The organism is Jejuia pallidilutea, assembly GCF_002973595.1.
GTDB classification, from domain to species: domain Bacteria; phylum Bacteroidota; class Bacteroidia; order Flavobacteriales; family Flavobacteriaceae; genus Jejuia; species Jejuia pallidilutea.
The window spans coordinates 1-20,771 of the sequence record NZ_PVEO01000010.1 but is presented as its reverse complement, the minus strand read 5'-3'; the positions used below and the strand labels follow the sequence as shown (position 1 = coordinate 20,771).

Genomic DNA, 20,771 nt, shown 5'->3' with positions numbered 1-20,771 from the left:
TACTTTATGTTTCATGAACCAGCACTTATTTATACGCAAAACCCGTGCCATTTTAGAATTTACTACGAGTATTCAGGGATTTTTCCTTTAACACCTTTATAAAATGCATGTAATTGTTTGAAGTCTGACGTTACGTCATCAGTAGTGTAAAACGGTTTAGAAAATGTATTACGTTTATTTTCAAAATCTAAAGTAAACATTATTATTGGCACTTTAGCTGCTTTGGCTATGTAGTAGAAGCCAGTACGCCATTCCTCTACTCTTTTTCTTGTGCCTTCTGGTGCTAAAGCTATTCTAAAGGTGTCATTTTCTTCAAACAACTTTGCAATGGCTTCCACTTTATTTTGGTTGTTTTTCCTATCTATAGGCCTACCACCCAAGGCTCTAAAAAAATATCCGAACGGAAAAACAAACAACTCTTTTTTTCCTATAAAATTTACTTTAATCCCTAATACAGTTCTTACTAAAACACCAATGTAAAAATCGTGCCAGCTAGTGTGTGGTGCAGCTATTATTACAGCTTTTTTAATATCGTTTTGTAGCGTTTTATAATACCCGTCTACCTGCCAACCCAATACCTTAAAATAAATGAATTTAGCGAGCCAACGTATCATACTACATTTTTGAATAAAGTTCCTTAAGTTTTTTTCGAGTTATGGTTTTTTTCCAGTTTTTACCAATAGCATTTTCCCATAAAGGTTCTAGCCCTAAAGCCACGTCTATCATAGTATCGAAGTCTTTTTTACTTAAATCCTTACAAATACCTACGGGCATATTAATGTTATGCTTTTCCAACATTTCTTTAAACAGCTTAACATCGTTTGGGTAAAACTCCTCTAGATGATTAAACACAATGCAATTACCTATACCGTGCTTTGTGCCCAATAAGTAAGACAAACCATAACTCATTGCATGTGCCACACCTACCTGAGAGTATGCAATACTCATACCTCCATGCCATGAGGCCATCATTAATTTATCTTGCGCTTCTTTTTTGGTTAAATTGCCGTCTAAATATATTTCTTTGCATAAGCCGTAAGCTGTATCGCCATAAGTTTTACTAAACGCATTTAAATATGTGCCATTTAGCGATTCCACACAATGAATAAAACAATCCATACCAGTGTAAAACCACTGGTCTTTTGGTGCGCCATTAGTGAGCTCTGGGTCTAAAACTACCTGATCGAAAGGTGTAAAATCTGAATTTATTCCTAGTTTTCGCTTAGGGCCTGTTAAAACTGTAGTTCTGGAAACCTCTGCTCCTGTTCCAGAAATTGTAGGTATACCCACATGGTATAGCGCCTTATTTTTAACCAAATCCCAGCCTTGGTAATCTTCAGCATTACCTTCGTTTGTTAACATAATGGCAACTGCTTTAGCTAAATCTAAAATAGAGCCCCCTCCAATACCAATTATTCCAGAGGGTCTTTCTTTTGATGTTAAAATAATATCCTCTACCAGTTCGTCTACTTGGGATGTTTTAGGCTCTTCGGCTGTAGATACTAGTATTATTTTATCCTGATAAGCAATAGGTATTCTAGAAGTAATGTTTACGTTTGTTCTAAACACATCATCTACCAAAAAAATAAATGGCGCATTATTGCTTAAGCGATTTGGGGCCAACAATTCACTTAACTGATTGAAACTACCTCTACCAAAAATAACTCTTGGTACCATTGGAAAGTTTTTATAACTCATGCAGTGTATTTTCTTTTACAAAATGTAAAAATAGTATTATTTTATTTTTACGTATTTAAATTATTATGAAACTTTTATAAGAGTGCCTGTAAAACTATGGCACTATTTTTAAAAGGTCTCTCAGGGTTTTTATTGTTTTATACTGTTTACCATTAGTTTCCTTTTCGGTTACCAATTCGTGCGCCCAAGTGGTATGGAACGGCACATGTATAGCATTTGCCTTAATGTTTATTAATGGTAAAACATCAGATTTTAAAGAATTGCCAATCATTAAAAATTCTGATGGATTAATATCTAAGTGATTCAATAGTTTTGAATAATTAGTGTCTTGCTTGTCGCTTAATACTTCAATGTGGTGAAAGTATGAGGTTAAACCAGATTTTTCTAATTTACGCTCTTGGTCTAGTAAATCGCCCTTGGTTGCTAGAATAAGCCTGTACTTTTTAGATAATTTTTCTAAAACCTCTTCTACACCATCAAGCAGCTCTACTGGAGCGTTTAGCATATTTTTACCAATATTTAATATTTTTTGGATAGTTTTATTAGAGATGGTGTAATTTGACAGTTCTAAAGCGCTTTCTACCATAGATAAAGTAAAAGCCTTAACGCCATAACCATATAAAGGCAAGTTTCCTATTTCTTTCTTAAATAGTTCTTGATCTATTTTGTTAGGGGTTTCAAACTCTGACAATAATTTAGCAAACTCCTGTTCTGCTTCACGAAAATAGGTTTCGTTTACCCAAAGCGTATCATCGGCATCAAAACCAATTACTTTTATGTTGTTATAGTTTATTTCCACTTAATTGTTTGTAATAGTTAACGAAGCAAGATCAGTGTAGGCTATTTCCATAGTTTTTTTGCACGTTCTAAATCTTCTGGCGTATCAATTTCAACACCCTCAACATTGGTTTCAACCATTTTAATACGCTTACCGTATTCTAAATATCTAAGTTGCTCTAGCTTTTCTGATGCTTCTAATGGCAACATTGGCCATCTATAAAAGTCTAAAAGTGCTTCTTTTCTAAAAGCATATACGCCTTTATGCTTGTAATATTTAACATCTACAGTTTTGTCTCTACGAAACGGGATGGGGCTTCGGGAGAAATACAATGCAAAATTATACTGGTCTAAAACAACCTTAACCGTATTTGGATTATTAATCTCGTTTTCATCTTTAATATGCACCATTAGAGACGCTAAATCTACTTCCTTTTTGGCATCTGCTTTAAAAACATCTATTAGCTTGCTTAATGATACTTCATCGGTAAAGGGTTCGTCTCCTTGAACATTTATTACCACATCAACATCTAAGTTTTCAACAGCTTCGGCAATTCTATCGCTACCGCAGTCGTGTTGCTTTTTGCTCATCATTGCCTTACCTCCATTGCTTGTAATCTCGTTATATATAATGTCGCTGTCTGTTACTACAATAACATCATCAAACAGTTTAGTTGCAACTGTGGCTTCGTAAGTTCTAAGAATAACCGTTTTACCGCCCAAGTCTTGCATTAATTTACCTGGAAATCTAGTAGCACTGTAACGTGCAGGAATCATTGAGATTATTTTCATCTAGCGGTTGTAATTTAAGGTTCAAAAATACCAAATATTTATCCAATTGGCGCTTTCTTTCGTTTGAAACGAATAAATAATTTAAAAATGATGATTAAGATAATAACTACCAAAACAATAGCTATAATTGGTACAAAAATAGAAAGTGTGGACATGATTACAGAAGTACCCGTTTCTATAGTTGAGACAACGGGGTTTGCAATGCCACCTGTAGTTGCCGTAGAAGCTAAACGTGTTGTACCAGAAGTACCTGCAATGGCTGCTGCGGTACCGCCACCAGCAATTATGGCTAAGGCCCAAGTGGTAACTTCATTTAAATCTGCAACCGTAGAAAGCATTACCGCAGTACCAGCTATAGCGGCCAATGGTACCGCAATACTGTCTAATAAATTATCTACATAAGGAATAAAATAAGCAAAAATTTCTACTATTGTAGCTACACCTAAGGTAATAAGTGCTGGCACACTGCCCACCCACTGCCAAGATTCGTTAAGTTCCCAAACATTAAAATACGCTGCTAAACTAAGGGCAAACAAAGGTAAAAACACACGAAACCCTACCGAAGCGGATAAACCAATGCCTAAGCAAATACTAAGTACTGTTTCTGGTGACATATTTAATATTAATAGTTTAGGTTTTGTTTGCCTAACAAGTTACAAATTAATCTAAAAAGTTGATTACACAAACATTAAGTTATACAACTCTAAAAATTTACAGGTCTGTTAAGTTATGGCTTCAATTAAAAAAGCTAACATTAATTTGTAGCAAACTGCCACTGTACGCCTAATTATTCTTCAAAAAAATCGTCTTTAAACCCAATGAGGTACAGTTGTTCTTTAGCTCTTGTTACAGCGGTATACAACCAACGTAGGTAATCAACATCTATTCCGTTAGGTAAATAAGGTTGTTCTACAAAAACGGTATGCCATTGGCCGCCTTGGGATTTATGACAAGTTATTGCATAAGAAAACTTAACCTGTAGCGCATTAAAGTGTTTATTGTTCTTTACTTTAAGAAATTTTTTGTAATTACTGGTTTCGTTTTCATAATCCTTCATAACCTCTTGGTACAACCGGTTGGAATCTTCGTAGGACAAAGATGGTGTTTCTGCATCAATAGTGTCTAAAAGCAGTACTGTTTCAAATGGTCGCATTCTTGGGTAATCTACCATACGTACTTTTACTTCCGCGAAGCGAAATCCATATAATTCTATAATGTTAAATATTTCCAGAATTTCAATAATGTCGCCATTTGCAATAAAGCCAGCTTCAGTTGTAGGCTTAATCCAAAAATAATTATTCTTTACCACCATGAGGTAATCACCAGAGGATAATTCGTTCTCATTAAACAAAATTCTACTTCTAATTTGCTGATTGTACATATTGGCCCGTTTGTTACTACGTACAATTATGGCGGTTTCTTCGTTGCCTAAACTACTGTAGGCATCATTAATAGCATCCATAATTTCATAGCCGTCTATTAACCTTACAATATCTTTAAAACCTTTTAATTCAAACTTAAAGGTGTCAAAAAAATCACTTGCCAATGTCTCCCTCAATGTCGTAGCATTTACTAAAATTCCAGAGTCTTGCTCTTGTCGCACTACTTCATCCAACTCCATTTTAGTAACCTCTTTATTGTAGTTTAGTGCAAGTTTATTTTCATCTAAAGCAGGACTAACATCTAATTTTACCGGAGGCAGTTGCGCAGTATCGCCAATAAGTAATAATTTACATTTATGTCCAGAATACACATATTGCATTAAATCGTCTAGCAGGGAGCCGTTTTCAAAAAGCTTAGAATCACCAGGAGTATCAGGAATCATAGAAGCCTCATCTACTATAAAAATTGTATTTTTATGTTTGTTTGGTTGCAATACAAACTTAACGCCGCCACCAGAACTTTTTTTTGGAAAATAAATCTTTTTGTGGATTGTAAAAGCTTCCTTTTTGGAATAATTAGAAATTACCTTTGCGGCTCTACCCGTTGGTGCCAATAACACTGCACTCATTTTTGCTTTCCATAAGTTATTAACAATCGTACTAACAATAGTTGTTTTACCAGTACCCGCATAACCTTTAAGCAAATAAATAGAATTAGGGGTTTTACTAAAAATATACTGCGAAAGTTGCTGTAAAACAATGTCTTGCTTTAAAGTAGGTTGAAACGGAAAATGCTGCTTTACTAGAGAATAAAATTCTGCTGAGGTCATTAAATTGCAAAACGGTTTATAAATTATTCAAATATAGAAATGATTTTTATTAAGATAGTTTTAACCATTAAAAAAAAATTGTAGATTTGCTGAATACCATTATTAAACTTATAACAAATTAAAATACTATGTTAACAGTAATTCTCGTTGTAGTTGGTGTAATATTACTAACCATTGCTTTAGTTAAGCTAGTTGATAAATTTATACCTTCAAAATTAAAACCTGTTTTAATGATTGCCCTTTGGGTTTTAATTGGCTTTTTAGGCTATCAAACTTTTATGTCTATTTATAACCCTATTCTTTTCAATCAGGAAAAAGAAAAGCGCTATGCTAAGGTAATAAAAAGTTTAGAAGACATTAGAGATGCGCAGTTAGCACATAGAACTGTTACTGGAAAATTTGCTGGAAACTGGGATAACCTTGTAAAATTTATAGATACGGCACAATTCACATTAACACAACGTAGGGATTCTAGTGTTGTAGATGAAGAATTAACAAGACGTTACGGAGGGGTTGAAACGTTTAAAGATATTGTAATTATCGATACCCTTGGATTTAGGTCTGTAAAAGATTCCCTGTTTAAAGGCTCAGACAAATACAAAAACATGATGAATGTTCCTGTAGGTGAAGAAGGCGCCAAATTTAAACTACAAGCTGGGTTCCTAGAACAAAACGATATTAATATTCCTGTTTTTGAAGCCTCAGTGAAAAAATCAGTAGTTTTATTCGACCAGCCAAAAGATTTAGTAATGCAAGAAAATGAAGTAGTTTCGGTTGAAGGTGTTAATGGCGACGAAATTAAAGTGGGTTCTATGGAAGAAGTAAAAACTATAGGAAACTGGCCGAAAACTTATGGCACTAAAAAAGACTAAAAATTTAGATACAATTACCAATCAAAAACTGTCCATTCAAATTAGTTTGAGTGGACTTTCTTTTTGTATCCTAAATATTAATACTAATACTTTTGAAAACTTTGAGTATATTCCGTTTAACAAAAAAGTAAATCCGTTTGTTGCCTTAGAACGACTAATGCATTATTTTGATACTAGGGAATATTTACAAAAAACATTTAATGATATATTGGTAATTCATGAAAACGATTTATCTACACTAGTACCAAAGCCTTTATTTAATAAAGATTATTTAGCAGATTATTTAAAATTTAACTCTAAAATATTAAAGTCTGACTATATAAATTATGATACTTTAGATAATAATGAAAGCGTAAATGTTTATGTACCCTACGTAAATATTAACAATTTTATTTACGATGCATTTGGCGAATTTACATTTAAGCATTTTTCCACCATTTTAATAGACGAAATATTAAAAAACGAAAAAAACAGTAGCGTTAATAAAGTATATGTACATGTAAGCGAACAACATTTTGAAATTGTTGCTGTAAACTCTGGCAAACTTAAACTTTACAACACCTTTGAATATAAAAATGCCGAAGACTTTATTTATTATTTATTATTTACCTTAGAGCAACTTAATTACAACCCAGAGCATATTAACGTTGTATTAATAGGAAATATTAGTAAAGACGATAGTTTGTATAAAATGGCATACACCTACATTAGAAATATCTCTTTTGGAGTAAGTAGAAACAGATTGATTAACGATACAGAGTCTAACCACTCCAACTATATTATAGCACATAGCTTTTAATGCGAATAATTTCAGGACAATACAAAAGTAGAAAGATAGTAGCACCAAAAAATTTGCCAGTACGCCCTACTACAGATATGGCAAAAGAATCGTTGTTTAATATTTTAAACAACCATTATTATTTTGATGAACTTTCTGTTTTAGATTTATTTGCAGGAACCGGTAACATAAGCTACGAATTTGCATCTAGAGGTACAAAATCCATTATCTGTGTAGACCAAAATTTTAATTGTGTTAAATTTATCAACCAAACTGCGCAAACCTTTAAAATGCCCATAGAAACTATAAAGAGCGATGTTTTTAAGTTCTTAGAACATTCTAACATAAAAGCAAATATTATATTTGCAGACCCACCCTACAATTTCTCTTTAGATGAGTTTGGTAAAATACCAGAACTCGTATTTAAAAACACGTTATTGCTCGACGATGGTATGTTAATTATAGAACACTCCAAACATACCAATCTTTCAGAGCTACCCAACTTTTCACACCAAAAAAATTATGGTGGTTGTGTGTTCAGTTTTTTTATTAAAGCAAAAAATTAACAAAAGTTAATTATTAATTGCTTTTTTTTCAGTACTTTAGAAATCTCTCTAAGAGTCCCAGGCTCTATAATTTACTTCTCATTTTCTTTCAAAAAAGGAAAACTTTTTTGCACTTGCTTATGGTTTAATTTGAATACTAACTTTTTAAAACCATAAAAAATGAAACACATCAAACCAATTTTAGCGTTTATTGTAATTGTATGCTTCTCGGTACAAGTTTATGCACAACAAGCCTATTTAGTACACCAAGACAATGTAAAACCTTCAAAACTTATGCAATATGAAAAAATTGCTAAAGAATTCCACGAAGCCGCTTTAGAACATCAACCAAATACAACCTGGGTTACTGCCTCCAGCAACGATTTTAAGTATTTCTACATTACTCCCATAAAAAATATGGCCGAATTAGATGAAAACCCAATGGCAGCAATGGCAGACGCTATGGGAGATAAATTTGGGGCAATGTTTAAAGAGTTTGATAAATGCTACGATTCCCATGGGTCTTATATTATAGTGAACGACAAAGAACTATCGTATATGCCAGATGATATAACCATTCCAGAAGACCACAATTATAGAAGATGGTTTTATATTTACTACACACCTGAAAATGCGAAAGCTGTTAGAGATGGCATGAAAGCTGTAAAGGCACTTTACGAAAAAAAGAACTCTGAAGCCTATTACAGAGTATATCATGATGGTTTTGGGCAAATGGAACATTATTATTTAGTTTCCGCATCTGCAAAAGATGAGGTAGATTTTGCAACAACAGGAAAAGAAAACGAAAAGGTATTAGGCTCATTCGAAGAGCGTTGGGAAGCATTTAGTCAAGTTATGAATTACGCCTCTAGAATGGAAGAATATGTTGGCGAAATGCGACCAGACTTATCTTATGCTCCTAAAGAAGATTAATTATTTAATTAGAACCAACCATTTTTAACGATAAACCCTTCCTAAAAAACATCAGGAAGGGTTTATTATAATAAAGCAAATCTATAAGCCGAATTCTGTACCTTTTTTATTTAAGAAAAGAATTCTTAAAATAAAAAGCCCTTATCATTTATCTCGGTGCTTTGTTACCAAAACACTCTAGCTGCCTACCCTCCAGCAATCAAACGTGCCGCCTTCAAACGCTGGTATACATGGCATTGCACCACATAGAGTTTACCTGATTTCACTACGGCATTACCCGTACATTCTTTCTGTTGCACTTTTCCTAACCTTTCGGCCGGTGGCTATTAACCACTATGTTGCACTACGGTGTTCGGACTTTCCTCCTTAGTGCTGAACTTGTTTCAGTACCTTTTTCAAGATAGTTGTAGACTACATTGGTAAATACTGAAATAAATTCAGCAAAAAAGCGATAAGGCGATTTACTCAAATGCAAAGATACAACTACTAAAATGTAAAAACATAAATAATAATAAAATTGGACGTCCTCCCCTATCGGGTTAGGCTTTTGGAAGTCGCTCCTTACTACATAAGGGAGCTTTAATCCCGAAGCTTCGTGACCTCAATCCTTAATACAGGTGTATTTGCTAACTTAGTTATGATAAAATAACACGACTTTCTTCTTGAAGTTTAGTTTAACGCTTAAGATAAGCTTGAGTTTTTAATGAAGTCTAACGATTATTAAACGAAGTTCGATATTTATATAACAATGTAAAATAAAGCGTATCGTTAGTTTTTGTTAATAACTCCTATCAAATTCTGAATTCTGAATTCTGAATTTTGAATGTATATAATTAAATTTGTTTTCTAAGTAAATGCCATGGAACACTTTGTAGTATCAGCCAGAAAGTACCGACCACAAACCTTTAAGGATGTTGTGGGGCAACAGGCTATTACAAATACGCTTTTAAATGCCATTGAAAATAATCATTTAGCACAGGCCTTGTTATTTACTGGTCCGCGTGGTGTTGGCAAAACTACCTGTGCCCGTATTTTAGCGAAAATGATTAATAGTGATGGTTCAGAAACTGAAGATGAAGATTTTGCCTTTAATATTTTTGAACTAGATGCAGCATCAAACAACTCGGTTGATGATATTAGAAACCTCACCGACCAAGTTCGCATACCACCACAAGTAGGGAAATATAAAGTATACATTATTGATGAGGTACATATGCTCTCACAAGCGGCGTTTAATGCATTTTTAAAAACCCTAGAAGAACCACCTAAACACTGCATTTTTATACTTGCAACTACCGAAAAGCATAAAATAATCCCCACTATTTTATCGCGTTGCCAAATTTTTGATTTTAAGCGCATTACTGTAAAAGATGCCAAAGAATACTTAAAATATATCGCTGAAGAACAAAGTATAACTGCCGAAGATGATGCACTCCATATTATTGCCCAAAAAGCAGATGGTGCAATGCGTGATGCATTATCGATTTTTGACCGTGTGGTAAGTTTTTCTGGAAAAAACCTTACACGACAAGCAGTTACCGAAAACTTAAACGTATTAGACTACGAAACTTATTTTACAAGTACAGATTTTATCTTAGATAATAAAATTCCAGAACTGTTACTACAGTTTAATAACACCCTCTCCAAAGGCTTTGATGGGCACCACTATATTGCTGGTTTAGCATCACACTTTAGAGATTTACTGGTAAGCAAAACACAAAGCACAATAGAGCTTTTAGAGGTTGGCGACCAAATAAAGCAAAAATATTTAGAGCAATCCAAAAAAGCCTCTCAAGAATTTCTATTACAGGGTATAGAAATGGCAAACGAGTGCGACCTCAAATACAAAACCAGTAAAAATCAACGCTTATTGGTTGAATTATGCCTTATGCAACTTGCCTCTATCACTTATGATGGAGAAAAAAAAAACAATAAACGTTTCATAATTCCTGCATCTTACTTTCAAAAAAAGGGTATTACCCCTATTCCCGTAAACAAACCTTTAACAGTTGAAACTACTGTTCCCCAAATTAATAAAGAAGATTCCTTAGAAAAAACAACAGTTTCTGGAAAAGCCGAGGTAATTCAAAAGTTTCAAGTAAATGAACCTCCAAAAATTGAATTAAAGGCAGACACAAAGCGTACTTCCGGACTGTCCTTAAAAAGTATAAAAGAAAAAAAAGAGCACGAAACAAGAAAAATAGATGTTGTTGTTGATGAGGAAGATTTACCTAAAGAACCTTTTACCGAAAAAGAATTAATTACTTACTGGAATAAATTTACAAATAAAACACAAGAACAAGGTAAGCACAATTTAGCATCCATTCTGGCTATAGATATACCTAAAGTTAAAGGCACTACCATACATTTAGTGTTTCCTAACGAAACAAACAAAATAGAATTAGAGCGTCAGCAATATGAATTAATGGGCTATTTAAGAAAATCTCTTAATAATTTTGAGATTAACCTTTCTATAACCGTTAACGAGGAAAAAAGTAAAAAATATGCGTATACAACCCGTGAAAAATTCGAGAAATTAAAGGAGAAAAATGCAGCTATTGAAGCATTGCGAAAAACTTTCGATTTAGATATTTAATTATGAAACACCTTCTACTTTTACTATGTATTGGTTGTGTTGCAATATTAAGTTGCGATGGGAGAATGAGCAAAAAAGAGGCTTTAAAAGAATCGATTGAAACATTTAGAAACGCTAAACATGCTGTAAAAACTAATAAGATATTTCCAGAAACGTATGCTGAAGTTGAAAATGACACTATTTTAAGCAATGGCTATCGCGTAAAGATTAAAAATTTTACGAATATGAATAAATTGATAGACCATACAACATCTAATTTGTTTGACGAAACTCTAAAATTTAGGAGAATAGACTCTGAAATTACAGTTTATAAAAACGATAAACTTATTTATAGAAATATAATCAATAATGCGTTTTCAGAATATCATATTCGAGAAAAATTTAACATACAGCAATATCTTAACAATGGTATTAGTGTAGACGAATTAGCTTCTTTAAAACTAAATAAAGTGGTATTAATTACCTCTAATGTCGTTCCAAAAAGTAGCTACAGTAGTTACTACAAAATAATTATTGATGAATACGGAAATTCTAACTTTAAAGAAATAGAAGATGCTAGGACTTAAATTGCCAACAGACCCACGTTGGGTAAATATTGTAGAAAAAAATATTGAAGAAATACTAACCGATCATGCGTTTTGTGAGCAAAAAGCAACGAGTACAGCGATTTCTTTAATTGTAAGTTTCCCAGAATATACCGATTTGGTACAGGAGATGACAGCCTTGGTAAAGGAAGAAATTAGTCATTTTAAAATGGTTCACGACAAAATTATTGAACGTGGTTGGACTTTAGGGAGAGATCGCAAAGACGAATATGTAATAGAACTCATGAAATTTTTTCCTAAAGGAGGTAGCAGAACAACGCAGTTGGTGCACAGACTATTATACGCTGCTTTAATTGAAGCTAGAAGCTGTGAGCGCTTTAGGTTATTATCTGAAGAACTGGAAGATGAGGAACTACGTACCTTTTACAGAAACTTAATGGTAAGTGAAGCCAACCATTATACCATGTTTTTAGGTTTTGCCAGACAATATGGTAATAAAAAAGAAGTTGATACTAAATGGCAGCAACTTCTTGATTATGAAGCAAAAATAATGTCTAATTTAGGAACTTCAGAGGCAATTCACGGTTAAAATTGATATCCAATACCAAATTGAATGTTGGTATTTATAGCTTCAACGCCTAAATTATCATCAAATATATTGGATAAACCATAGCTATAGCGTAAATCCATAAAAAACATTTGGTTGAATTTATATTCTAAACCTCCAATAGCTGAGTAATGGAAATTTCTCATGCTATCATTAGCTTTATGAGACTTTAATGCAACTTGTGGTCCTGCACCTAATCGCCATTTTTCATTCAATCTAAATTTAAAAAATATTGGCATTTGTATTAAGTCTAAATGTAAATCTTCATCATTTGCTCCTTCAGGGGAAAATTGAAGCTCTGGCACTACCGAAATTGCATTTGACAATCTAAAATCGCCATAAAAACCAATATAAAAACTGTTTCTATGCTCGTTTACCACGGTAGGCGTTTCTTTAAAATCTAAATTAGATATGGTATAACCGGCACGAACACCATAAGTGCCGGCCTGAGAAAATCCTTGAAACGATAGGCTAAGTAAAAAAGCTATAAGTGCTAATCTTTTCATTTTAAATAGTTTTGGGTTTATATTCTATATACTAAATATACGTTCACGAATATATATTATAAATTTAAAATACAGTAGATATTGTAGTTGAATTGCAGAATTTTACTGTGTATTACTAGAAACGGTATTAAAATATATGCTTTTTATAATACCATCGGCAAGCCCTATTTTAGGCACATAAATATGCTTTGCACCACTCCATTTCATAGCAAATAAATAAATACGCATTGCAGGAATAATAACATCGGCTCTATCTTGGTTTAAGGCTAACTCTGTAATTCTTTCTTCATAAGAATAACTTTGCAAAGTATTGTAGTATGTAGTTAAATAAAAGTATGTTAATGGTTTGCCTAAAGCTTTTCCAGAAACCTTAAATATTTTATTTATGTTTCCACCAGAACCAATAACGCTTATTTTATCGTATTCGCTGGTATTTTCTTTTATCCATTGGTTAAGTTCAGACCATGCTTCTTTTTTAACCATGTCGTTCAATAAACGTACTGTACCAATTTTAAAAGAGCGAGACGCTATTTGTTGCCCCTTGTTAATTACCGAAAACTCTGTACTGCCGCCACCAACGTCAACGTACAAATACACTTTTTCAGGATCTATAAATTTATTCAAGTCTGTAGCAGCTATAATTGCTGCTTCTTCTTCTCCATCAATTATATCGATACTTATACCAGAGTGTTCTAAAATGGCATCAACTACATCGCTGCCGTTTTTAGATTCGCGCATTGCAGATGTAGCACAAGCTTTGTACTTAACTACTTTATGAGATTTCATAAGCAACTTAAAAGCTAGCATGGTATCTAGCATGCGTTGTGTGTTTTCTTTTGAAATACGACCTTTTATAAAAACATCTGCTCCCAAGCGAATAGGCACCCTAACTAAAGAATTTTTTTTAAAAACAACAGGCTTATCCTTTTGTTCTATAACATTAGAAATTAAAAGTCTTACAGCATTTGATCCAATGTCTATTGCTGCATATTTTTTTATTGAGAGCATATTAATTGTTTAGCTTGTCTAAATAATAATCGTACAACGCAATTTGCGATCTTACTTTTGGATTATCATCAATACGGTATTCGTTTTCGTTTTCGGTGTTTATTAATCTAGCCTTTACATTGTCTTTCCAACAAATATTGAAGTTATCGATTATTTCTTGTTTTAATTCTTCACTGTAAATAGGACAACTTACCTCTACTCTATTTTCTATATTTCGTGTCATCCAGTCGGCAGAGGAAATGTATATTTTGGAATTTTCATCTTTACCAAAAATATACACTCTTGGATGCTCTAAAAACTTATCTACAATACTTATAACGTTAATATTTTCGCTCATACCCTTAACACCAGGAATTAAACAACAAATCCCTCTAACAATCATATCTATTTTTACTCCCGCACAACTAGCTTCATATAGTTTATCTACCATTTCGTAGCTAGAAAGGCTGTTCATTTTTAGCCTCATATATCCACCTGTACCATTTTTACTGGCTTCAATTTGTTGGTCTATAAGCTTAAAAAAAGCCTTTTTAGTGTAATGTGGCGAGACGATTAAATGCTTGTAATCATAAATTCTATAATTTGTTTCGAAAAAATTAAATACTTTGTTTACTTCCTTTAAAATAGGTTGTTTTGAAGTAAAAAGTGTGTAGTCTGTATAAATTTTTGCTGTTGATTCGTTAAAATTACCTGTACTAATAAAACCATAACGCTTTAACTTCTTTCCTTCTTCTCTTTCTATTACACACATTTTACTGTGTACTTTAAGCCCAGGTACGCCAAAAATAAGGTTAACTCCCTCTTTCTTCATTTGTTGTGCATAGCGAATGTTTGCTCGCTCATCAAACCGTGCACGGAGTTCTATAGATACTGTAACCGTTTTACCGTTTATGGCTGCGTTTATTAAAGAGCTGGCAACATGAGAAATTTGTGCTAGCCTGTAAATGGTGATTTTTATAGTTTTTACTTTAGGATCTAGAGCTGCTTCTCTTAAAAACTTCACTACATAAGAAAATGTATGGTATGGCGCATGTACCATGTAGTCTTTTTTAGAAATAGCATCGAAAATACTTGTTTGTAAGCTCAAGCCTTTAACTTCTAAAGGAGCTATTTTATCGTATAGTAAATCTGTTCTTCCCAAACTAGGAAAGCCCATATAATCTCTTTTATTATGATATCTGCCTCCTGGAATTATACTATCGGTATTATCTATACCCATTTTTTCCATTAGATATTCTAGGGTATCTGTATCTATGGTTTTATCATATACAAAGCGAACAGGTTCTCCCACTTCTCTATGTTTCACACTATCGGAGATTTTTTCAATAAAACTCTTACTTAAGTCACTATCAAAATCCAACTCACCATCCCTGGTAATTTTAATCATGTGTGCAGAGACAGATTTATAGTCGAAAATATTAAAAATATCACTCAAACAATACCTTAACAAATCATCTACCATAATAATATAGTTTTTGTCGTCTTCTTTAGGAAGCACAACAAAACGATCTACAGTTTTTGGTATTTCAACAAGGGCAAACTGTTTTGTACCATCATTCATTTGCATTTTTACAGCTAAATAGGCAGCACTATCTTTAAGATTGGGCAGTACCACCAAATCATTTAAAATAATAGTTACTAATGCTGTACTTATATTCTGGAAATAATAATCTCTAACAAATGCTTTTTGATTCTCGTTAAGATCAGACTCATTTATAACGAAAATATCCTCTTCTCGTAAGGACTTATCAATTTCATCTAAAACCCTTAAGCTTTCAGCCTGTTGATCTATTACTATTTTAGTAATAATTTCTAGCAACTCTTTAGCCCTAATTCCTCCAAGTTCGTTTTTACCGCCTTTACCTGCTTCAACTATACGCTTTACGGTAGCATATCTTACTTTAAAAAATTCATCTAAATTGTTAGAAAAGATACCAAGAAACCTTAATCTTTCTATGAGTGGTACGCTTATATCGGTTGCCTCTTGTAAAACCCTTGCATTAAATTGTAACCAGCTTATTTCTCTATTTATATATCTATGTTCTGCAATTTCTGCTTTGGTCATTTTCTAAAAATTATTATACCAACAAATATATTCTATTTAGACTGAAAAATAATTCTACAATTCATTAAAATTTGGTTAAACATTGAGATTTTAAACCTCAATAATAGTATTTAATTAAAAGAAATATACTTTATAATTTACACTTTTAAATCTCTTGGAAATATAGTGTGTGCTGTTTTACCTGGATTAATTTGAGACCACTTTCTTTCTTTAAACTCTATGATAACAACGCCACACGTGGGTACATTTTCTATATACCTATCGCCAAACGTATTTACAAACGCCGTAATAGCATGGTTATGGCCAAAAACCATAAGAGTGTTTATAGCATCATTAGCGCTTTTTATGACTTCTATTAAGGATTCTCCTGAAAAATCATATAGTTTGTGCTTAAAAGATATTATGTTTTCAGGAATTTTTAATGCTGGCAATATTATGCCAGCGGTAAGTTTAGTACGTGTAGCATCACTAACTAATACATGGTCTACATTCAAATTTAAAGACTTTAAGTAATCCGCAATAAGATTAGCATCGTTTATCCCTCTTGTTTTTAAGGGTCTTTCATGGTCTGTAACATCATATTTCCAAGATGATTTTGCATGTCTTATTAAAATAAGTTTTTTCATTTGTTTTCGATTAAAAGCATTTTTGTTCGATAAAATGTTGTTTTTATCGATAAAATTCAATTTATTTGCTAAATTAAACTAATGTAAATTAACAAAAAACAACATAAAAATGAATCTTGAGTATGAAACATTAAATACAGCACCATTTTGACCGATGAATGGTATATAATACCGATAAGAAAACAGTATAAATCTCTTTGTCGAATAAAAGCGTGGTTTAACATTTTTTTTTGAAAAACATTGAAGTTATATGTCTATTTGTGATACCTATAAACTTGAGAAAATGACCCCAAATCAAACTTCAAATAGTAATACGGTTTACAAAACCATAATTACTTCTCTCTGTTTTTCCCTCAAAAACGTTACGATTTTTGTTTTACACTTTAGGCCTATTGGCCTTGTGTAGCATATGTTTGATTTGTACAGTCAAAATTGAAAGAAATATTAAATAAGATAACTAAACGTAATCATGAGAAAAACATTAATACTATTAATATGTTTCATTAGTTTCTTTGCTGGCAACAACAAAGGCTTTTCACAAAACAATACTGGTTGTAATGCAGAACTAACTGTAGAAAAAAATAGGAATATAAAATCTGTTGGAGAGAATGGCGCTTTCTTCAATTTAATTTTAAAGAATACATCTAGTACTACTAAAACTTATACTGTTAATGTTGATAAAACAAAACAGTCTTGTAAAAAAAGTAATAATATTACTTCCAAAGAGGCTAGTATAAATCCTGAATTAGATCTTTCTATTATATTGCCAGATAATCTTACTTCAAAATCATCAGATACAACAATAACTATTAATGGAGGAGGATCCCAAAAATTTTATGTTAAAGTAAACGTACCAAATGGAACACCTTACTATTCATGGAGTTGCTTAGAAGTTAGTGCTAAATCTGAAAATTGTAGCTCAAGTAGCGCTAAAACTGTTTTAAGTGTGTATATAACTAATCCATCTGAAGAATAGTTTAAACCTTCTGTTACTCATTATTTAAAGACTTTAAAAAAAGCTTTATGAAAAATCCATTACTATTTCATAGAATCAACAAAAAAAATCCATTACAACTACTATTTGTATTGTGTTTTATTATATCCCTAAACTCTCTGTACTCGCAAGAAGTTATAGTAAATAAATATGCCGTTGATAATCCAACTAATTGTAATCAATTTGATATTACATTAGAGGTAATTGGCGATCCGCCTACTCAACCGCAAGAGGTTATTCTAGTAATTGATAGATCTGGTAGTATGGATGATGATGATGGTAACCCCGCTACGCCATTACCTATTGAATATGCACAGGATGCTGCTATTGACTTTATAAATCAATTCTTCTTGCCTGCCAACAACCCAACAGGTTTAAATAGAGTTGCCATTGTTTCTTTTGGGACTACAGCCTCTTTAGACGAACCATTAACCGATAGTAGTGGTCAAGGAGACTTAATAACTGCGATAAACAACATATCAACGATACCAACAAGTGGTTTTATAAGTTTCACAAACACAGAACAAGCTGTTATCGTTGCCGATAACGAACTGACCAATAATGGTACTTTTGATTGCAAAACCAGTAGAAGTATTATTTTATTGTCTGATGGTGTACCTACCTATGATAACGATTTGAACTTTTGCTCTTCTATAACAACCGTTACGAATTGCCAAACAGATGCAATTCAAGCAGCACAAAACTCATGGACTACTACTGTTGCTGGAGAAGTATATAATCAAAACTTCTTTACTATTGGTTTAATTGGGGCCATTAATGGTGCTACACAAACTATAGGTGTAAGTACTCTAAACCAGATGCAAAATGCTGGTGCTTTTACAACTGAAAATAATGCTGACCTTACTGGCATTTACAATACTATTCTTGGGCAGCTAGTTGCGGCGGCAACTCAATTACCAAGTCAGGCGCTAGTTACAGATATTATCCAAACAGGATATTCAGTAGTTCCTGGCTCAATAGTCGCTAGCAAGGGAAGTGGATCTGTTTCTGGACAAACATTATCATGGGATGTGAATAGTGTATCGAACGAAACAATTACCCTCAATTATACAATAGAAGGAACACCAACTGTTTGTGGTGTTAATCCTTCTGGGGCTTCAACCATTAACTATCAAGATTCATCTTGTAATACCGCATCTATAACTTTTAATAACCCAACTGTTTGTTTGCCATGTCCTGAAATTAATCCTACTATTACACAAAATGGCTGTGCAAGTATTGACTATTCAAGCACAGTAAATCAAGGTGGCTGTTCTTCAATGGCAGATTCTTATGCTTGGGAATTCTTTTTGGATGGCAATTCAATTGGAACCTCAAATACTCTTAATGGAACGTTTAATTATACAGGGACTCCACCTTTTCAAGGTGACTTTACGGCTACGTTAACATATACAGGTACTTATGGTACTGGATGTATACTACCAAATGTTACAGAAAACTCTAATACTATTACACTATCAAGCGTTTTAGATGGTAATATCATCTCGCAAACAAATGCAGATTGTGTTGGCGGAAATAATGGTGAAATTGTTGTTGAAGGAATTAATGGAACTCCTCCATATTCATATTCAATTGATGGAGGCAGTAATTATCAGCCTTCAGGAACCTTCCCTAATCTTACCGCTGGTTCATATACCATAAATATTTTAGATAGCTTAGGTTGTTCTACAACTGTTAATACTACACTAACAGATGGTGCTGATGCAATACCTCCCACCGCTATCTGCCAAAATATTACGGTACAGCTTGATGCCGCAGGTAATGCGTCCATCACCGCTGCTCAGATTGACAACGGCTCTAACGACAATTGTGGCATCGCCTCCCTTGCGCTTGATGTTACCGACTTTACTTGTGCTAACGTAGGCGACAACACCGTGGAGCTTATTGTAACCGATAACAATGGCAATACGGATTCTTGTAACGCTACCGTGACCGTTGAGGACAACGTTAGCCCTAACGCCATATGCCAGAACATTACGGTACAGCTTGATGCCGCAGGTAATGCGTCCATCACCGCTGCTCAGGTTGACAACGGCTCTAACGACAATTGTGGTATCGCCTCCCTTGCGCTTGATGTTACCGACTTTACTTGTGCTAACATTGGCGACAACACCGTGGAGCTTACTGTAACCGATAACAATGGCAATACGGATTCTTGTAACGCCACCGTGACCGTTGAGGACAACATAAACCCTAACGCCATATGCCAGAACATTACGGTACAGCTTGATGCCGCAGGTAATGCATCCATCACCGCTGCTCAAATTGACAACGGCTCTAACGACAATTGTGGTATCGCCTCCCTTGCGCTTGATGTTACCGACTTTACTTGTGCTAACATTGGCGACAACACCGTGGAGCTTACTGTAACCGATAACAACGGGAACACTGATTCCTGTAGCGCCACCGTGACCGTTGAGGACAACATTAGCCCTAACGCCATATGCCAGAACATTACGGTACAGCTTGATGCCGCAGGTAATGCATCCATCACCGCTGCTCAAATTGACAACGGCTCTAACGACAATTGTGGTATCGCCTCCCTTGCGCTTGATGTTACCGACTTTACTTGTGCTAACATTGGCAACAACACCGTGGAGCTTACTGTAACCGATAACAATGGCAATACGGATTCCTGTAACGCGACTGTGACCGTTGAGGACAACGTTAGCCCTAACGCCATATGCCAGAATATTACGGTACAGCTTGATGCCGCAGGTAATGCGTCCATCACCGCTGCTCAGGTTGACAACGGCTCTAACGACAATTGTGGTATCGCCTCCCTTGCGCTTGACGTTACCGACTTTACTTGTGCTAACGTAGGCGACAACACCGTGGAGCTTACTGTAACCGATAACAATGGCAATACGGATTCCTGTAACGCGACTGTGACCGTTGAGGACAACGTTAGCCCTAACGCCATATGCCAGAACATTACGGTACAGCTTGATGCCGCAGGTAATGCGTCCATCACCGCTGCTCAGGTTGACAACGGCTCTAACGACAATTGTGGTATCGCCTCCCTTGCGCTTGACGTTACCGACTTTACTTGTGCTAACGTAGGCGACAACACCGTGGAGCTTACTGTAACCGATAACAACGGGAACACTGATTCCTGTAACGCGACTGTGACCGTTGAGGACAACGTTAGCCCTAACGCCATATGCCAGAACATTACGGTACAGCTTGATGCCGC

General features: G+C 34.1%; 19 protein-coding genes and 1 other RNA gene. 9 read left to right on the top strand and 11 right to left on the bottom strand.

The genetic code is table 11. The annotated features are described in order from the left end of the window. Positions 1 to 62: 62 nt before the first annotated feature. The 6 genes from CLV33_RS14390 to CLV33_RS14365 form a co-directional block, all read right to left on the bottom strand. Positions 63 to 611 (bottom strand): 1-acyl-sn-glycerol-3-phosphate acyltransferase, encoded by a 549-nt coding sequence (locus CLV33_RS14390; protein ID WP_105474579.1) that lies wholly within the window; start codon positions 609 to 611, stop codon positions 63 to 65. A 4-nt stretch (positions 612 to 615) separates the two neighbouring features. Then, positions 616 to 1,698, bottom strand: coding sequence for an iron-containing alcohol dehydrogenase family protein (locus CLV33_RS14385; protein ID WP_244906441.1), 1,083 nt, complete (start codon positions 1,696 to 1,698; stop codon positions 616 to 618). Positions 1,699 to 1,792: 94 nt separating this feature from the next. Beyond that, positions 1,793 to 2,497 carry an HAD family hydrolase gene (locus CLV33_RS14380; protein WP_105474495.1) on the bottom strand — a complete coding sequence of 235 codons (705 nt, stop codon included), beginning with the start codon at positions 2,495 to 2,497 and terminating at the stop codon, positions 1,793 to 1,795. Between the two features lie 41 nt (positions 2,498 to 2,538). Beyond that, a complete protein-coding gene (kdsB, locus tag CLV33_RS14375; RefSeq protein WP_105474494.1) occupies positions 2,539 to 3,267 on the bottom strand; it encodes a 3-deoxy-manno-octulosonate cytidylyltransferase in 729 nt (242 codons plus the stop codon). Positions 3,268 to 3,305: 38 nt separating this feature from the next. Then, positions 3,306 to 3,881, bottom strand: coding sequence for a DUF4126 domain-containing protein (locus CLV33_RS14370; protein ID WP_105474493.1), 576 nt, complete (start codon positions 3,879 to 3,881; stop codon positions 3,306 to 3,308). Between the two features lie 173 nt (positions 3,882 to 4,054). Further along, positions 4,055 to 5,479: an ATP-dependent DNA helicase gene (locus CLV33_RS14365; RefSeq protein ID WP_105474492.1), complete on the bottom strand. Its 1,425-nt coding sequence runs from the start codon at positions 5,477 to 5,479 to the stop codon at positions 4,055 to 4,057. 128 nt (positions 5,480 to 5,607) lie between these two features. Between CLV33_RS14365 and CLV33_RS14360 the strand changes: the two genes are divergently transcribed. The 4 genes from CLV33_RS14360 to CLV33_RS14345 all read left to right on the top strand — a co-directional run bounded on the left by CLV33_RS14360 (position 5,608) and on the right by CLV33_RS14345 (position 8,607). Then, the gene (locus CLV33_RS14360) at positions 5,608 to 6,351 is read left to right on the top strand and encodes a hypothetical protein (protein WP_105474491.1); all 744 of its coding nucleotides are present in this window, start codon (positions 5,608 to 5,610) and stop codon (positions 6,349 to 6,351) included. Then, the gene (locus tag CLV33_RS14355) at positions 6,332 to 7,150 is read left to right on the top strand and encodes a DUF3822 family protein (RefSeq protein ID WP_105474490.1); all 819 of its coding nucleotides are present in this window, start codon (positions 6,332 to 6,334) and stop codon (positions 7,148 to 7,150) included. The genes CLV33_RS14360 and CLV33_RS14355 overlap by 20 nt, the downstream gene beginning before the upstream one ends. After that, positions 7,150 to 7,695 (top strand): 16S rRNA (guanine(966)-N(2))-methyltransferase RsmD, encoded by a 546-nt coding sequence (gene rsmD / locus CLV33_RS14350; RefSeq protein WP_105474489.1) that lies wholly within the window; start codon positions 7,150 to 7,152, stop codon positions 7,693 to 7,695. Before CLV33_RS14355 ends, rsmD begins: the two co-directional genes overlap by 1 nt. Positions 7,696 to 7,854: 159 nt before the next feature. After that, positions 7,855 to 8,607, top strand: coding sequence for a hypothetical protein (locus CLV33_RS14345; protein ID WP_105474488.1), 753 nt, complete (start codon positions 7,855 to 7,857; stop codon positions 8,605 to 8,607). Positions 8,608 to 8,675: 68 nt separating this feature from the next. Here the strand turns inward: CLV33_RS14345 and rnpB are convergent. Beyond that, positions 8,676 to 9,075, bottom strand: an RNA gene (gene rnpB, locus CLV33_RS14340) — RNase P RNA component class A. A gap of 391 nt (positions 9,076 to 9,466) precedes the next feature. On the opposite strand from rnpB, the gene CLV33_RS14335 reads away from it, so the two are divergent. The 3 genes from CLV33_RS14335 to miaE are packed head-to-tail and all read left to right on the top strand — an operon-like array spanning position 9,467 to position 12,337. Further along, positions 9,467 to 11,203: a DNA polymerase III subunit gamma/tau gene (locus tag CLV33_RS14335; protein WP_105474487.1), complete on the top strand. Its 1,737-nt coding sequence runs from the start codon at positions 9,467 to 9,469 to the stop codon at positions 11,201 to 11,203. Between the two features lie 2 nt (positions 11,204 to 11,205). Further along, the gene (locus tag CLV33_RS14330; RefSeq protein WP_146109749.1) at positions 11,206 to 11,769 is read left to right on the top strand and encodes a hypothetical protein; all 564 of its coding nucleotides are present in this window, start codon (positions 11,206 to 11,208) and stop codon (positions 11,767 to 11,769) included. Next, positions 11,756 to 12,337 (top strand): tRNA-(ms[2]io[6]A)-hydroxylase, encoded by a 582-nt coding sequence (miaE, locus tag CLV33_RS14325; protein WP_105474485.1) that lies wholly within the window; start codon positions 11,756 to 11,758, stop codon positions 12,335 to 12,337. Before CLV33_RS14330 ends, miaE begins: the two co-directional genes overlap by 14 nt. Here miaE and CLV33_RS14320 read toward each other — a convergent pair. From CLV33_RS14320 to CLV33_RS14305, 4 genes are all read right to left on the bottom strand, one after another. Continuing rightward, positions 12,334 to 12,861, bottom strand: a complete 528-nt coding sequence (locus CLV33_RS14320; protein WP_042243969.1) for a porin family protein — start codon at positions 12,859 to 12,861, stop codon at positions 12,334 to 12,336. The two genes, miaE and CLV33_RS14320, sit on opposite strands and share 4 nt — an antisense overlap. A 102-nt stretch (positions 12,862 to 12,963) precedes the next feature. Further along, positions 12,964 to 13,869: a Ppx/GppA phosphatase family protein gene (locus CLV33_RS14315; RefSeq protein ID WP_105474484.1), complete on the bottom strand. Its 906-nt coding sequence runs from the start codon at positions 13,867 to 13,869 to the stop codon at positions 12,964 to 12,966. Between the two features lies 1 nt (position 13,870). After that, positions 13,871 to 15,934: a polyphosphate kinase 1 gene (gene ppk1, locus CLV33_RS14310; RefSeq protein ID WP_042243973.1), complete on the bottom strand. Its 2,064-nt coding sequence runs from the start codon at positions 15,932 to 15,934 to the stop codon at positions 13,871 to 13,873. 137 nt (positions 15,935 to 16,071) lie between these two features. Beyond that, positions 16,072 to 16,560 carry a SixA phosphatase family protein gene (locus CLV33_RS14305; protein ID WP_105474577.1) on the bottom strand — a complete coding sequence of 163 codons (489 nt, stop codon included), beginning with the start codon at positions 16,558 to 16,560 and terminating at the stop codon, positions 16,072 to 16,074. Positions 16,561 to 17,029: 469 nt separating this feature from the next. Here CLV33_RS14305 and CLV33_RS14300 point away from each other — a divergent pair, with 469 nt between their 5' ends. Continuing rightward, positions 17,030 to 17,536 carry an Fn3-like domain-containing protein gene (locus CLV33_RS14300; RefSeq protein ID WP_105474483.1) on the top strand — a complete coding sequence of 169 codons (507 nt, stop codon included), beginning with the start codon at positions 17,030 to 17,032 and terminating at the stop codon, positions 17,534 to 17,536. Between the two features lie 47 nt (positions 17,537 to 17,583). Continuing rightward, the coding region (locus CLV33_RS14295) for a VWA domain-containing protein (RefSeq protein WP_146109748.1) at positions 17,584 to 20,771 on the top strand (3,188 nt) is incomplete at its 3' end.